This window comes from Microbulbifer regidiadema (SeqCode) (assembly GCF_052466995.1).
In genome coordinates, this window is the sequence record NZ_CP174297.1 from 1,462,286 (window position 1) to 1,478,272 (window position 15,987).

At 49.5% G+C, this 15,987-nt stretch carries 10 protein-coding genes and 1 pseudogene; 4 read left to right on the forward strand and 7 right to left on the reverse strand.

The window, feature by feature from the left end:
* Positions 1 to 65 precede the first annotated feature (65 nt).
* From ACJJIK_RS06180 to ACJJIK_RS06190, 3 genes are all read right to left on the reverse strand, one after another.
* Complete coding sequence (locus tag ACJJIK_RS06180) at positions 66 to 2,075, reverse strand: sulfotransferase (protein ID WP_444945041.1); 2,010 nt, start codon at positions 2,073 to 2,075, stop codon at positions 66 to 68.
* Between the two features lie 105 nt (positions 2,076 to 2,180).
* Positions 2,181 to 4,583, reverse strand: coding sequence for a TonB-dependent receptor (locus ACJJIK_RS06185; protein WP_444930656.1), 2,403 nt, complete (start codon positions 4,581 to 4,583; stop codon positions 2,181 to 2,183).
* Between the two features lie 491 nt (positions 4,584 to 5,074).
* On the reverse strand, positions 5,075 to 7,291 hold the full coding sequence (locus ACJJIK_RS06190; protein WP_444944502.1) for a M3 family metallopeptidase: 2,217 nt from the start codon (positions 7,289 to 7,291) through the stop codon (positions 5,075 to 5,077).
* Between the two features lie 719 nt (positions 7,292 to 8,010).
* Between ACJJIK_RS06190 and ACJJIK_RS06195 the strand changes: the two genes are divergently transcribed.
* Both ACJJIK_RS06195 and ACJJIK_RS06200 read left to right on the forward strand, forming a co-directional pair.
* Entirely contained in the window at positions 8,011 to 8,973 is a 963-nt protein-coding gene (locus ACJJIK_RS06195; RefSeq protein ID WP_444944503.1) for a right-handed parallel beta-helix repeat-containing protein, read from the forward strand.
* 498 nt (positions 8,974 to 9,471) lie between these two features.
* Complete coding sequence (locus ACJJIK_RS06200; protein WP_444944504.1) at positions 9,472 to 9,855, forward strand: hypothetical protein; 384 nt, start codon at positions 9,472 to 9,474, stop codon at positions 9,853 to 9,855.
* A gap of 179 nt (positions 9,856 to 10,034) precedes the next feature.
* Here the strand turns inward: ACJJIK_RS06200 and ACJJIK_RS06205 are convergent, their stop codons facing one another.
* Positions 10,035 to 11,000: a LysR family transcriptional regulator gene (locus tag ACJJIK_RS06205; RefSeq protein WP_444944505.1), complete on the reverse strand. Its 966-nt coding sequence runs from the start codon at positions 10,998 to 11,000 to the stop codon at positions 10,035 to 10,037.
* Between the two features lie 97 nt (positions 11,001 to 11,097).
* Between ACJJIK_RS06205 and ACJJIK_RS06210 the strand changes: the two genes are divergently transcribed.
* Entirely contained in the window at positions 11,098 to 12,168 is a 1,071-nt protein-coding gene (locus ACJJIK_RS06210; RefSeq protein ID WP_444930651.1) for an alkene reductase, read from the forward strand.
* Positions 12,169 to 12,407: 239 nt separating this feature from the next.
* Positions 12,408 to 12,629: pseudogene (locus ACJJIK_RS06215) on the forward strand (transposase); the annotation flags it as partial.
* Positions 12,630 to 12,901: 272 nt separating this feature from the next.
* Here the strand turns inward: ACJJIK_RS06215 and ACJJIK_RS06220 are convergent.
* The 3 genes from ACJJIK_RS06220 to ACJJIK_RS06230 all read right to left on the reverse strand — a co-directional run bounded on the left by ACJJIK_RS06220 (position 12,902) and on the right by ACJJIK_RS06230 (position 15,869).
* Positions 12,902 to 14,140: a M12 family metallo-peptidase gene (locus ACJJIK_RS06220; RefSeq protein WP_444944506.1), complete on the reverse strand. Its 1,239-nt coding sequence runs from the start codon at positions 14,138 to 14,140 to the stop codon at positions 12,902 to 12,904.
* A 241-nt stretch (positions 14,141 to 14,381) separates the two neighbouring features.
* A complete protein-coding gene (locus ACJJIK_RS06225; RefSeq protein WP_444944507.1) occupies positions 14,382 to 14,720 on the reverse strand; it encodes a hypothetical protein in 339 nt (112 codons plus the stop codon).
* Positions 14,721 to 15,542: 822 nt separating this feature from the next.
* On the reverse strand, positions 15,543 to 15,869 hold the full coding sequence (locus ACJJIK_RS06230; protein WP_444944508.1) for a hypothetical protein: 327 nt from the start codon (positions 15,867 to 15,869) through the stop codon (positions 15,543 to 15,545).
* Between the last annotated feature and the right edge of the window lie 118 nt (positions 15,870 to 15,987).

A 15,987-nucleotide genomic window follows, 5' to 3' on the forward strand; every position in this document is an offset into this window, starting at 1 on the left:
TACTTACTAAGGAGCCTCTGAACAACTCCGTGATGCCTCTGGCTTACAGAGCGGTTCACGCACAATCAAGGCGCTGGATAATCCTCCAGCAATCCAGACAAAACCGCCTGCAAGGGCTTTAATTCAGTTTCAAAGTACTTCCACTGCTCTGTACCATTGCGGTAAATAGGCTGGCGCACCTGCTCTGCACTAGGGGTGCGTACGGCACGCCCTGTGCGGTGAAATTGCAGGCACTCCTCTGCAAAAGGAAGACCACAGTAATCCAGTAAGCGACGCACCTGCCCCTCCAGGTCCTCTACTACCGATTCGTAGTGTACCCGCAGCACTTTACCGGGCAACACTTCATCCCAGTGAGCCATCAAGCGGACATAATCCCGATAGTACTCACCAATCGACTCCAGGCCATAGCTAAACTCCTGCCCCTCGGCAAACAGCTGCTTGAAACCACTAAAACAGCAGGCTACAGGATGGCGGCGAGCATCAATAATTTTTGCATTGGGAAGAGCCAGCTGGATTAAACCGATATGGCGAAAATTGTTCGGCATTTTGTCAATAAAAAATGCCGCTTTGCCGCGATGTATTGCCGTCTCTTCAATATAACGCCGACCCATTTGTTTCAACTGCTCGCCACTGAGATCTTGCAGTATCGCCGGGTAGCGGGGCTCGTCGTCAGTTCGACGGCGACCATCCAGGCGGCGCGCAGAGGCCATAATATTGTGCAGCTCAAAAGTACCATCTACTTGCGGGTGAGAGGCGAGAATCTGCTCCAGCAGTGTGGAACCCGCACGAGGCATCCCCACAATAAAAATGGGGTCCGGCGCATCAAAACCGGAGCCTCGGCTTTCAGCAAACAACTCTTTAGGGCAGTGGGCGATCTGTAGATCGATATCTCTTCGATTTTCCTCAATAGCGTAGCGACATTCCTGCTGCTTTAGCTCGTTACCTTTCTTATACCAGGAAAACGATTCCGCATACTGGGCGCGATCCTCAAATGCCTTACCCAAAGCAAAACAAAGGTGATAACGATCCTCCCGTGCAGTGGAGGTCAAGCTTTGCAATTCTTGCATTCGCTCAATTTCGGCATCACCAAAGCAGTAAGTTTTCATGTTCGCCAGGCTCCAGTAGGCATCGCCAAAATCCGGTTTGACCCGGTAGGCCGTCCGGTAGGCCTCAATCGCCTCAGCGGGCTCACCGATGGTTTTTAGCGCGTGCCCCCGTTGCAACTGCACACCGTACAAATCCGCCGACTCAGCCAAAACCTGATTATAAATCTGCAAAGCAGTTTGATAGTCTCCAACCATAGCGCTTTGGGTGGCGTAGAGAATATCGCTCTGCTGTCCGCCCTGCCCACTCCGCAGCAATCGAGCCTGCTCCAGGGCAGCGGCAAACTTCTGGCGCCGGCGCAATACACCAATATAATCAAAGCGAGCCCGATGAAAATCGGGGTTCATCTCCAGGCAACTCTCCAGCAAGAAGTCCGCATCATCGAGCACCCCCAACTCTGCACCGATCAGCGCCAACAGGCGCATGGCTTCCGGGTGATGCTTATTTTTTTGTAAGAAATTCCGGCAGAGTTGCTCAGCCTTATGCAGTTTCTTCTCATACAACAGACTGGCCGCGCTCAGCAGTACCGGAGGTAAATTTTGCAGGTGCTGGAATTGGCGCAGGGCCTGCTCGGCATCAGGCGCCCTGCCCTGCGCACGCAACCCCAAGGCCAACCCTCTCCAGCTAGCATGCAAGGCCGGGTTTAGCTCCAGCGCACGCCGATACGCCCCAACCTGCTCCGGCAGCTTTTTCTGCTGAGCGAAATTGTGCCCCTGCTCCTGATAAGCCCGGGCATAAGAGCTGTCCAGCTCAAGCAGCTTTTGAATTGCCTCTTGAGCGGCATCGACACATCCCAAATATCTGAGACTTACTGCCAACAAGTAAAAGCTCTCAACATCTTCTGGAAAATGCTCCAACCGCTGCTTCGCCAACTCGACAGCACTGGAAAAATCCCGCCCCTTTAATGAGGCGCGCACTTTCTGCGTGAGGTCCGCCTGAAGTATTTCAGACGGGGAATTGTTGGGCTTCACTGACAAGGGAAAACTCTCATTAACCGATAGATTACGACAGGGGCGCGCTGGCGCCCCACTCAAACTGCCCCCTTCACCACTACATGATCAAGGGGGGGCTACCCGTCAGAAATCGTAAGATACGCGCACCCCCACGGTGCGGGGGCGGTTGGTGGTAATTCGCTTTGAATTATCCAGAGTATTAATAAACAACTCCGCGCGCTCATCGGTGAGGTTTTCCACATAGAGCTCTGCGCCCCAGTGGGTTTCACTCAGACCAAAAGAGGCATCCGCTGTAGTGTAAGCACTCTGCTTGTAGCGATCATTCGGATCGATCACGATAGAGCTCCAAGCCTCATCACTATAGGCAATGCCCGCCTGCCAGTAGGCATCAAACCCAGCCAGCGCCCACTCGTAGCGAGCGCGCAGGTTAAATTGCAAAGGCGGAGACAGGGCCAGCTCACTGCCCTCCGGGGCCACATTGGCCGCGCTATCAGGGACCCTGGTGATTTCAGTATCGTTGTAAGACACAGCGCCAATCAGCTGCAAGTTGTCCGTCGGCAGCCAGGTAACATCCGCTTCAATACCGCGAATTTCCGCATCCAGGGCATTATCCAGGTAAAACAGGAAATAGACATCGGGGTCGAACACTGCGGTCTGGATATCACTCCACTCTACATAGTAAATACTGCCGTTAAATTGCAGGCTGTGGTCCAGCAGTGTAGTTTTCCAGCCCGCTTCGTAATTATCGACGGTATCTGTAGTAATCGTGTAGGGCACCGTAGTTACTTCATTACCGTTGCCACCGCCGCGATTGTAAGCGGGCGGACGGAAGCCCTCTGAATAGGTGGCATACAACAACATATCATCGGTGGGTATATAGCTCAGGGTAAACTTGCCAATAACACCGCTTTCATTCATCGGCACATCAATGCCCGCCTCTTCCCACTTGGAGTCGAGGTTATCACCATACTTATCGACGTCGACTCCAGCGGCATTGCCAAATGAGGAATTGGCAGAGCCCAGCAATTTCACATCGATATCATAATGGCGCAGACCGACAGTCGCGCTGAGCTGCTCGCTGATGTCATAAGTCAGCTCGCCAAAAAAGGCCAGCTGCTCTTCCCGACGGGTAATATCATTGAAAAATGCCACGCCCGCCGGGCGTGCGCTGGTATCGATCGCAGTAGATTTAACCGGATCAGTTGTATCTGGTGACCAGCCGCGCGGGTAGTTTTCCGGGAACCCCAAATCAATAATGGAGTTGTAGACGAAGTTACCCCGGTCAAGGATTTCAATATCTTCGTAGAAAACACCCGCAGTCAGGCGCAATGGATTTTCCTGGGGCGTGGAGAGGCGCAACTCGTGGCTAGTGCGGGTATTTTCTACCGTACCTACATAGCCTTTGGTGGGGTCGTAGCAGGTATCCACATAATTACAGGTGTAGTAGGCCACATAATTACCGACATCGTTATAACCGGTGTAATCCATAGACTGCTCTACCTCGCGATCGAGATAAGCACCGGTATAAACCACATCCAAAGCCGCAATACGCCCCTCCAGAGTCCAGCTTGTCAGGTCGAAGCTATCTTCCAGGGAGTCTTCGAAATAGCGGTGTACCTCCAGGTCCCCCACTTCATCGGGGTCGTGATCGAATACACCATCAGCCTCCAGGTCCTGATGGGTGTGCTGCACCAACAGTGACCAGTCATCGCTAATTACGTAGTTGATACCAAAGCGAACGCCTCTATAGCTGGAATCATTAAAATCTTCCTCCAGTAAATCTTCGTTGCTGGCACTCACAACCGGTAGGTCTTGCCACGCCGGGTTAACAGAAGCATCCGGGGTATAAGTGCCGGGCACATTATCGATATAGCCCCCCTCATTGGACTGATAGGCGGCCATACGCACGGCCAACTTATCCTCAATCAAAGGCAGATTGATCATAGCTTCCAGGCTGTCAGACAACTCACCACCTTTGGTGGTCGCCAGTCCCGCCTCAATACTGAGGTCAAACTGATCCAACTGCGGCTTGTTGGTGATCAGTCGCACAGTGCCCGCCTGGGAGCTTGCACCAAACAAAGTGCCCTGGGGACCTTTCAAGACTTCAACCCGCTCAATATCGGTCACATAAACATCCAGGTTTCTGCCACCGATACTCACCGGCGATTCATCCAGATAGAGGGCAACATTGGGGGCAGTGCCATTGGCTTGGGACAGCTGGGTAGCAATAGTTTCAGTGGCCATACCGCGAATATAAATGGAAGACTGCCCGGGGCCCCGCCCCCCGGCGGTCACATTGGGCATAAAGCGGATATAGTCATCAAAGTTGGAAACATTGAGATTCTCCAGACTCTCTTCGCCCAGAGCTTGAACTGCCACCGGAATATCCTGTGCACTCTCCGCACGCTTGGTGGCTGTAACCGTTACCTCCTCGATTTGCCTCGGCTCGGCAAATGTCGGCTGGCTACCCAATACGACTGCACCTGTGGCTACTATGGCGCTGTGCAACTTACTTTTATCAAACACAGAATTCTCCTTGTGTTCATTTTGATTCTGATTCCATCCGATGCCCCGGGGCTCTGGGCCCCTGCAGCAAACCACCCATTTACTTAGTGCTGTAATTATTTACCAGAGTCTATGACGCTTAAAAAACGCCAAAATAAACGGGGCTATCCAACTCAGAAGGGTAAAATCGCAGAAAAGTAAGCTGCTCGGTACAAATTTTGGACGAAATTCTATACAAAACTTATAGAAAGTAAAAGGTTGTGCACTTTTCCGTCAAAAAATATGCGAACTCATAGACGAAAAATATCGAGCCTAACTGGTTTATTAGAAGTGTAATGTTTTGAGATCAAAAAAATTATCTATAGAGAGGCTGGGACTCCTAGCCGGGAGCAAGCATTGAGGTAGACACAAAAAAGGGGCAGAGAATTACGAGGTAGGCGCTTTTAGGAGAGCAATAAAAAAGGCCGCACCATTAGGTGCGGCCTTTTGGAAAAACTCGCGGTGTTAACCGGTTAGTTTTTCACAGCGACAGTGGTCTTTTCCTTTTTCGGAATCGGGAAGCCGCGATCGCGCATCAGCGCCTCAATATTGGCATCGCGACCACGGAAAGAGCGGTAAGCATCTGCCGGGTCCAAAGCGTTGCGCGGAGCAAACAGGTATTTCACCAGTCTCGCAGCCACTTCCTTATCGTAGAAGCCGCCTTTGGATTCAGCGAATGCCTCAGCCGCGTCCGAAGTCAGTACATCGGCCCACATATAGCCGTAGTAGCTGGCAGCGTAGCCTTCACCGGAGAAGATATGGCCGAAGTGCGGGGAACGGTGACGCATCACCAGCTCATCGGGCATACCCAGCTTCTTCAGGGTTTCGCGCTCAAACTTGTCCGGATCGATGCCTTCCGGGTCCGCAGTGTGGAACTTCATATCCACCAGCGCCGATGCCAGGTACTCGGTCGTGGCAAAGCCCGAGTTAAACTTGGCCGCCTTCTTGATCTTCTTCACCAAATCAGCGGGAATCGGTTCACCGGTCTTATAGTGCACCAGGTAGTTGTCGATCACTGCATCGGTAGACAGCCAGCGCTCCAGCAACTGGGACTGAAACTCGGTGTAGTCGCGCACACCGCCGTTCAGGCTCGGGTAGGTCACATTGGATGCGAGGAAGTGCAGCGCGTGGCCAAACTCGTGGAAGAAGGTCTCCGCATCATCCCAGCTTACCAGCACGGGCTCACCTGGGGCGCCTTTGATAAAGTTGGAGTTGTTGGAAGAGAGAACGTTCTTCTTGCCATCAAAAGTGGAGTGATCGCGATACATGGTGGCCCAGGCGCCGGAGCGCTTGCCCTCGCGAGCATAGGGGTCCAGGTACCAGAGACCGATGTGATCGCCGCTGGTTTTATCGGTCACTTCCCAGACTTTAACGTCTTCGTGGAAGACCGGCACGGAACCTTCTTTCACCGGGGAGAATTTGAAGTTAAACAGTTCGCCCGCCACGTAGAACATGGCTTCACGCAGGTTATCCAGCTGTAGGTACTGCTTAACTTCATCGGAGTTCAGGTCATACTTGGCCTTGCGAACTTTTTCTGCGTAGTAGCGGTAGTCCCAGGGCTCAATGGTGATATTGGCTTTCTCGGCATCCGCCACCGCCTGCATATCGGCCACTTCTTCCTTAACGCGAGCTACCGCTGCCGGCCACACCGCCTCCATCAGCTCCATAGCGCGCTCTGGGGACTTGGCCATGCGGTCGCGCAGGCGCCACTGGGCGTAGTTATCAAAGCCCAGTAGGCCGACGCGCTCATCGCGCAGCTTCAGGATTTCAGCGATGATGGCGTTGTTATCGCGCTCATCACCGTTGTCGCCACGGCTGTAGTAGTTGGTCCACACCTGCTCGCGCAACTCGCGATTGTCCGAGTATGTCAGGAAGGGGTCCATAGAGGAGCGAGTGTTAACAATCGCATACTTCCCTTTTTCACCCTTCTGCTCCGCCAGTGCTGCGGCTGCGGCAACAAAGGAATCCGGCAAGCCATCCAGCTGATCTTTACTCAGGAAGATATCGTAGCCTTCCTCATCTGCCAGGACGTTATTGGAGAAGCGGGTGTAGAGCTCAGCCAAGCGCTTGTTGATTTTTGCATAGCGCGCCTTCTTTTCCCCTTCCAAGGTGGCGCCATTGGTTGCAAACAGGATATAGACCAGCTCGACTACGCGCTTCTGCTCAGTGTCCAGATCCATCGATTCACGCTGATCATAAATAGACTGGATACGCTTAAAGAGTGCCTTATTTTGGTAAATCCTGGACTCGTAGTCAGCCCATAGCGGTGCCAGTTCGCGCTGGATCTTGCGGAATTCTTGGGAGGACATATTGCCGGCCCAGATTCCGTAATAGGTCGATGCGCGGCTCAACGCTGCGCCACTGCGTTCCATCGCGGCAAAGGTGTTGGCAAAAGTGGGCTCAGCGGGGTCTGCGGCAATGGCTTCCAGCTCCACCAAGTTTAATTCAATCCCCTTTTCAATCGCGGGCTTGAGATCTTCCAGGCTCATCTTGTCAAACGCAGGAACACCACCAAAGGGGCCTGTCCACTCCGCCAGAAGCATATTGCTGGCGTACTCGGGGCTAACGGCCATGGACTCCTCGGCTTTCACGGTATCTTTAGCCACTTCAGCCTGCTGTGCTTTTTCACCACAACCGCCCACTACCGCAAGCGCTGCGGCCACGGATAGTGCGATCATTGTTTGACGCATCGGTATCTCCTCTAGGATAGAGCTTTGTAATCATTTTAAGAGCGCGAGTTTAACCCCAGTTGGCCCGTGCCTGCCAACACTACCGCAATTCAAAGTCACCACTGCGGTAGAATGAGAGAAATACACGACGATCCCCGCATTTCTGACTGAAAAGTCTACTGGGTTCATTTAAGAGCATGACCTACCGCGAACAGGAGAATATCGACTTGGGGACTGCACCCAGTAAAGCCCAACGCAACTGAGTAGCAACACCACACCCCCGCTCAAAGCTAACCCGCAAAACTACACGCTCGCTGGCGGTCACTACACCCCTGCCCCTTCTAATACATATCAACAATCAGAAGACAAATACCAAAGACTTCCGCCACCAATTATGCTGGCCGTTCAATGAATTATGCGATGCCGCTAACGATCAAAACCATTCGCAATTAAGGCCTGATTCCCACAAATAGCTAGGCCTTTCAAGTAGTTGCAACACGACTCTGTGCGCCTCGCCGAGCGGATCGCAACATAATACGGCGCTAGTTAGAGACCCTTTATTCAACTTTTTATAATTATTCCCATTAAAAATTACTAGCAACACTTCAAAACGATATTTATCCGGCTGATACAAATTGGTCAATATTTAAACAAAAAAGCGGCCCCCTTTTGTAGGCGCAAATCTGACTTATTAACGTATTCAACATTCGATCCTCAGATTAAAAGTTAGGGATAGACTCATGCAAAAAAAATCCATTTCTCCTCTGAGTGCGGCGATCGCACTCTTATCAATGGGTATTGCCACAGGCTCACAAGCGCAGACCGTTAGCTGTGGTGACGTTATTACTACACCAACCACTCTCGATGGCGATTTAGTGTGCACTATCGCCGACTCACATGATGTCGCTATTACTATTGAAGGCCCCGCCGGCAGCCTATCCATGGGAGAGTACAGCTTAACCTGCTCCACTAATGAGTATGGCCGAGGTATCCTTTTGGAGGAAAGCGGCGCGCGGCTTTCAGGGGGTGAAGTTATCGGTTGCCACGATGCCCTTACTTTGGCGGGAAACGGCTCCCATACGGTAGCAGATGTCAACGTCAGCGACTTTGGTGATGATGCGGTCACTGTCAGAAGTGACAACAACCTTGTCAGCGATATGGAAGTTATCGGCGATGCTTCAGACTCTGATAACGGCATTGTTATCCGTGGGGACTTTAATGTTATTTATAGCAATACGGTTGAGGCTGCCGGTGACGAAGGCATCCTGATTAACGGCTCGTTTAATTCAGTCATTGCCAACGAAACAGTATATTCCAAGTATGATGGCATTGAAGTCAATGGCACCTTTAGCAATGTGCACGGCAATATCTCGGCCTTCAATGGTGGTAGCGGTATCGAAATAGATGATGACCTCAACACCATCTCGGGAAATACTATTGTAGGTAATGGTAACGGTGGCATTGATCTGGACCGGGGGGATGGCAACTCTATCAATGGTAATTATGTAATTAGCAACGACACTTATGGGATATTTATTCTAGACTCCAAGCCCACCAACAATACCATCTCGGGCAATACCGCAACCGGCCAGACCTACGATCTCTATGATGCCGTCGACCCAGATTGCACCGGCAGTAATATCTGGGAAAATAATATTGCCACTACTGCCTCCCCATCCTGTCTAAATTTAATTTTAAATTAAACTCCTGAGGCCAACAGCGCACAGCGCTGTGAAACGCCCCAGTCTTAGAGCGGGCCTGAAAGGCCCGCAAGGATTTTTCAGAGGCTTACTAAATAGGTCAAGCCATGTTGTACTCCACCTCCTAAAACTTTATCTGCAACTCTATTAACTTTAGGAACCTCCCTGCCGCAGAGTATTAATTCGCTAGAATACGGCGATATCATTACCGAATTCACCACACTGACAGAAGACCTTACCTGCGAGAACAGCAACTCACTCCCATGATATAGCCCTCACAGGCTAAGCCGCTGAGTTATCTGCCGGAACAATCAATGGCTGTCACGATGCGGTACTGCTTATAGAAGCGGGACTCCACATTATTGATAATCTCCATATCCCTCTCCCGCAGGACAATGCCATTGTGGTAAACAGCGGCAACACAGTCACCGACAACTACACCCTCGGTGATGGAGCCAGCTAGGGTGACGACATGGGTATTAATGATAATTACAACTTTATATGCAAAAATATTGTGAATATTCCGGTAATGAGGGCATAGAGCTAAATGGTATTGCTAATATCCTGATAGGAAACACCATCATCCACTCAAACGACGTTGGGACTGAAATGGATGGCAATTTCTCTATTTTTATTTCAAAAACACCCCAAGGCAACGACAATAGCAGCATAGAAATAGGTGGGAATTTTAATATCATTTTGAACAATACAGCAACAGAGAGTGGGCCCTCCGCTATTTATCTTTCCGGCTCTGGATCTACCAACAACAATATTGCCTCAAGAAATCAAATTTTCGATCTATTCAAAAGTGAGGATTGTAGTATCAATAGTAATTTCTGCTCAGGCAATGCCTTCGAGAACGCAGCCCCAAGCTGCCAGGAATAGCCCCCGAACAACTTCGGAGTATTAATTGGGGCCCTCTATATTGCTTGCACCTATTCCCGGCCTGCTTTGTCTCACCCTGTGCGCCGCCAATACCGGAGAGCTTGCTGAGAATTAACTTTGCTCAGGGACTCTATAAGCCCACCTGGTGAATAACCGAGCTATTATCTGCCACTTTATTTCTATCCAGTTCCAAGCGGGCACGCCTCATATTGGCACAACTGGTGGTCTGGGCCGAACTCAAAGCGCTGTTTAATACTCAATAAATAGTCCAGCAGTGCCGAAACCCTCTTTGGTTTACTGGCGCCGGGTCGATAAACCAGATAAATAGGCATATAAATCGCGTGCCAATCGGGAAATATCCGGATCAGCTCCAGCCTCTCCAGCTCACAGATCATACTGTTAACCGGAATTTGGGCGATGCCCACCCCTGCCGCCGCAGCCCTTTTAGCGGTTTCCGGATTGTCGCAATGGAAATTACTTCGTACCTCAACAGATTCGGTTCGCTCCTCGGAAACCAGAGTCCAAAAAGCGGCTTCCTGGCCTGTGCCGGCAGTAATGCAATTATGCTGGCTGAGATCCTCTGGTGATTCAGGTACGCCATGCTCTCTTAAATAATCCGGGCTGGCGACCAGCACCTGGGTTGTATAGCCAATCTCTCTCGCCACCAGGCGCTCGTCTGCGACCCTCCCGACACGAACTGCCAGGTCGATCCCCCGAACAAAGAGATCATCAAATACATTGGAAAGCTCCAGAGAGACCTGGGCTTTGGGCCACTGCTGTAGAAATGGAGGGAGGATATATTGGGCCAGGTAACTCCCCATCGCCGGAGGGGCCGATATCCGCAGCAGGCCCTGCACTTGCTGCTCTATATCCCGCACATCCTCGCGCAGGGACTTAAACTCCTCCACCAGCAGAGAGACCCGGCGCAGGGCGACCTTGCCCGCATCGGTAATCTCGATTTTCCGTGTGGAGCGCTCCAGCAGCTTGGCTTGCAGCTGCTCTTCCAGCTTGGAAATGGCCTTGCTCACTGTGGACTTAGGTAACCCCAGCTCATCGGCACACTGGGTTAGGCTCATCAACCGGCAAGTCGTTACAAAGATCGCCAAAGTTCGAAAGTCAATAGTTTCTAAATTACGAACAATCAATTTCAAAAGCCCCTATTGTTTCAATTTCGGCACAAGCATAGTCTGTACAGCATTGATGAACAACAGCATTTTGCCACCCTATTTAAGGTATACTAAGATGACTCCAATACAGGATTTGTTTTCAAGCATTCAACTAGGGGATGTGAAGCTCGCTAACCGCGCGGTAATGGCCCCTCTGACTCGCTCAAGGGCTAAAGATCACGTACCCACCCCTTTAATGGCGGAATATTACGCACAGCGGGCAGGCGCCGGCCTGATTATTGCCGAGGCCACCATGGTCGCCGAAGGCACCTCCGCGTTTATTTCCGAACCCGGTATCTATTCCCAAGAGCAAATAGAAGGCTGGCGGCAGGTGACCGACGCCGTTCACGCAAAGGGCGGCAAGATATTCCTGCAACTGTGGCATGGTGGACGAGCCAGTCATCCCGACTTAAACGGCGGTACAACCGCAGTAGCGGCCAGCCCAATCGCTATTGACGATACCGTTCACACACCGGATGGAAAAAAGCCCTACACCACCCCAAGATCTCTTGAAACCGAGGAGATTCCGGGGATTGTTGCCGCTTTCAGACAGGGCGCAATCCATGCGAAAGAGGCCGGCTTTGATGGCGTTGAGGTTCACGGTGCCAACGGTTATCTCTTGGACAGCTTTCTACGGGATGGCTCAAACCTGCGAACTGACCAGTATGGCGGGTCTTTAGAGAATCGCGCACGCCTGCTCTTTGAAGTCCTGGAGGCCGTTATCGAGGTCTGGGGTTCGGGCAGGGTCGGACTCAGAACATCCCCATTAAATGGGTTCAACAGTATGCGTGACAGCGACCCCGAGGGGCACACCCGCTGGCTCGCCACTGAGCTGAATGCTTACAACCTGGCCTACTGGCACCTGATGCGAGCAGACTTCCTGGGCGAGCAGCTAGGCGATGTACTCACCCCGGCGAGGGAAGAGTACAAGGGCAACCTGATAGGCAATATGGGCTATGGACGGGATGAGGCCAACGAGGCCATCGGCCAGCAGCAGGTGGACGCGGTAGCCTTCGGCGTTCCATACCTGGCAAATCCGGACCTACTCGAACGCTTTAAAGCAAATGCCCATTTGAATGAAGCAGACCCAACTACTTTCTACACCGGTGGGGCAAACGGCTATACCGATTACCCCACTATGTCCTAACATCGCAGAAGCGCGCAGGTCACTCGCCTTAAGCGGGCGGCCTGCGCCGCTCTCGCACATTCCCGCCGCTCACGGAGTGGATTTTTACATTATTGGTCGGTGAGGCCAATGCAGAACTCAACAACCCCAAACCTATATGGCACTTACAACCCCATTTTATGTGGCTTAAATTATTTGCCTACAAGTAAAGGCCTTAGCAGCACTCTGGTCACCATTGTAGATCGTAAGAGCAAAATTCATCTTGGGAGAGGGGCCTAAGTGAGAATACTAATGGTCTACTGCGTCAGTACTTTCCTAAACAAACTAATTTCAAGCTTGTGGACCAAGCAGATGTCGAAGCAGCTATTGAGCGTTTAAATAATCGTCCGAGAAAGATGTTGGGCTATAAAACCCCGAAACAAGTCATGGGAGAATATACGACCTGTCGCAGCAGCCTAAAGAGTGATACACTTCAGAGTTGAATGCAGGTTTCATATTTCCCCCTAATTTATATATATTAACCTGGACACCCCTCATCCCAGCTCACCAAGCATATGGGGCCACGCACTATGATCACTCAATCCTTTCCCACTCTCTATTTCCAGGCTTAGAATATATCTGTATTTTCACATCACTGATCTTGCCGTATAAACCGGCCACAGGTGTAAAGCCCAGAAAAAATAAACCAACTGTCCGAAGTCTTGTTAGATGTGAGCGAAAGTTAAAGTGAGCATTTAAATGCTCACTTTTTACTTTACTGTAAAATAAGGCTGATTACGGGCACCAGCCAAGCATAATTTTCCTGCTCAGCAGAAACTCTGAAATTGGCTACTGTCAGAGAACGCTCATTAAGAACTCGAGCATTATCCTCAAGATCTACGGACCCTGTAACATCTCCATTTATAGAAACATCTGGATTAGACCAGTACTGAATTCTGTCACCACCAGAATCGGATGAGCAGCCATAGGCCATTACAGTTCTCCAGGTTCCCGGTGTTGTATTGCAGTAGCCATGGCCGTAGGGGAAGGGTTCCGTGCTAGGGTCGGTAGACACAATATGCCTCGCGCCCATCAAATGCCCAATTTCATGACCAAAACTGAAATAACCTGCTGCACACGCCTCTTTCGCAGCGGCTAGAGCGTTAGACTCTACGGCACTAATCACTGTGGCCTGCCCACAGCCACCGTAATCATTCCCCGTTAATATCATCATGATGTCCGCCTTATACAGCTCTCTTAACTGTAATAGCTCAGCCGTTTCTGCATTGCTGGAATTAGAAAAGAAGCTCAGATCATCCGAAAAGCTGCCGCTATCCTCATAGCTGGTCTTGTAAGCATGGACTATTTTGACGGAAGTATTTATCTGGCTATTTGCATAAGACGTATTTGTCTCCTCCTCCAAAAGATCCATATAGGCCGAAACATCACCAGCATCCGCTTCAAATGCACTGGTATAGGCAACGAGAACTGTGATTTCACTGCCAGAATCTAAAGCACTTTCGGCTGACAAAAGGGGCGACACCTCTGAATTTAGGGAGCCATCAAAACTCTCATAATAGTTGCGGTCGTGATCTATAAAATTTGAAGTTGAGACCTCTGTAATTACAATCTCATTATCCAGGCCTGGTCTCACCTTATATAGCTTACCCTGCACCTGAATAGACCCTACAACTTTACCATTATTCTCCGCCATAGTGATAAAATCAGCAGCTCCAGCCCCAAATCCAGAGAAGGATAGCTTGCCCTTACTCTTACGTACGCTGCGTATATTGAAGTGAAGCTTCTTCCCATTGAGAGACAGCTCAATACCATCTCCCTTTTTTACCCCTTTAAGCTCATCATTAAAGCGCCCCCGAGTAGCTGAAACGCCTTTAATTCGATCTATCTCTTCAAATTTTTCGATTAGCAGATTATATTTACTACCCTCTTCCGCAGAAGAAAGAGAGGCAATTATAGCCAGCAAACAGAAGGTTAATACTCGATATATCTTCATTAATATAACTCCCATTATTAGACCAATCTATCAATTGGCTAAGCAGTGATTTTAGGAACGGATAGAAGTCTCACGAATATCAACGGAGACTACCACACCCATAAATAGTCAAAGTATAACTGACTTCACTTCGTATTATGCGCCTTTAAATTTGGATCGGCTGGATGCCTTACTCACACAAATATCGGCACGCACAGCATGCAAATCACACCCAGCCAAGCAAATCATAATTTACCTGAAATCATCGAATATAAACGGCGACAATCTTAGGCCTCCCCCCCAACGAACACTGACTTTCACTAATCACAACACTCACTTCCCTTTCCGCCAAGTGAGCACTTAACGCCATTGATAACATTTGGTCAAAATTTTCTGAAGAATCATCAGCCTGAGCTACCTTACTATTACTATAATTACACCCAGCCGGATCAGGTGAATCGATAGAGCTCAGCACTAAATTAATTCGCTTATCAGACCAGCCACCCGTTAAGTAATCTATTTTTGTCCATCCACTGACCACTTCAGCTGCAGACTGACCCGAAAGAAAAAGTAGCGTAGTAAAGAGTAATATTTTCTTCATAGTAATATCCATATTTCACTATTAATTGAGCATCCATTGAAATAAGTCCGCGCCCTAAAATAGGATTGAACAACAATCAACCGCAAGGAAAATAACGCAACACAAAGCATATATCAAGCCAACCCTCCAGAACAGAAGCCGGATGAAAAAATAGGCGCCATAAAGTTCATAAAGAGGACTTTATTGATAAAATAGGCTTATCAACTCCCTAACTTCACCACCTGATTAAGACATATCCACTTGCTCGCCAACTCCAATTAGCAGCACGCCCAGCCCCAAAACAAAGAGAAAATTTATAATCCAGAGACACATCGGACCAAAAGGGTAGGCAATAATACTTTGGTATGAAAATGAATATTGGTACTGATGATGTAAAAGGAATTACACATGGCGCGGGGTAATTCTGGGCAGATCGGAGCGGGAAAAATAAAGGCACAGGTTAGAGCCAAGGCGGAGCACCCCTTCCGCCACATAAAAGGCTGACGAAAACACTGAATATCTGTACTAACAGGCTTTACGAACTTATTAACAAAGAGAAAACATCTACCCGCCTAACGGCTGTACGCTTAAAGCCCATATATAGTGAACTTTAGATAGAAAACTCAAGGGGATTTCACAAAAATTAGAGCTTCCCCCATAAAAAAAGCCCATTTTTTAACCTGCTCAATCTAACCTCGGGAGAAGATCTGGCTCATCAGAGCCCCCACTTCGTCATTACTCGGTAAGCTCAAAAAATCTCAACTGAAAGCTTTCTTTACATAACAAATTTAATGTTACTAAAGGCGCACACTTTTACACCCCACCTCGCAGCTTGACTTTACATCATTTAGCAATTACACGATGTAGCTTGTAAGATTTAATACCCCCAATATCCAACTCCTCATTGTAGCAATGTACGGTGGCCGATTTCCCCGACATATACAACGAGAGAATTAACGAGGTGAACTCTTTCTCCTCATAGGAAACGTGGCACCTAATAAATGCACCGCCATCCTGCTCAAATTTAGCGATTGAATAATCCCTATCGATCCCTGTATTGAACTGAATAAATTCAGTAATCTTGGCATCCTCAATACTTTCCCATGCGAAAACATTGATGGATAAAGACAACAAAATAGGCGCCAGGAGGCTTATTTTTAGCATATTCATTTTGTAATTAACTCCTTATATAAAGAGGACACCCATCCCCCACTTCAACAATCAAGAAGAGACATGTAAATACATTGCTAGTAAATACAGGCCAGTTAAACACATCCACCCTCAAATT

Bases quoted from the DNA above. Each gene is read 5' to 3' on its own strand.
- ACJJIK_RS06190 (WP_444944502.1), bottom strand. From the start codon at position 7,291: ATGCGTCAAACAATGATCGCACTATCCGTGGCCGCAGCGCTTGCGGTA.
- ACJJIK_RS06195 (WP_444944503.1), top strand. From the start codon at position 8,011: ATGCAAAAAAAATCCATTTCTCCTCTGAGTGCGGCGATCGCACTCTTA.
- ACJJIK_RS06200 (WP_444944504.1), top strand. From the start codon at position 9,472: ATGCAAAAATATTGTGAATATTCCGGTAATGAGGGCATAGAGCTAAAT.
- ACJJIK_RS06210 (WP_444930651.1), top strand. From the start codon at position 11,098: ATGACTCCAATACAGGATTTGTTTTCAAGCATTCAACTAGGGGATGTG.
- ACJJIK_RS06220 (WP_444944506.1), bottom strand. From the start codon at position 14,140: ATGAAGATATATCGAGTATTAACCTTCTGTTTGCTGGCTATAATTGCC.
- ACJJIK_RS06225 (WP_444944507.1), bottom strand. From the start codon at position 14,720: ATGAAGAAAATATTACTCTTTACTACGCTACTTTTTCTTTCGGGTCAG.
- ACJJIK_RS06230 (WP_444944508.1), bottom strand. From the start codon at position 15,869: ATGAATATGCTAAAAATAAGCCTCCTGGCGCCTATTTTGTTGTCTTTA.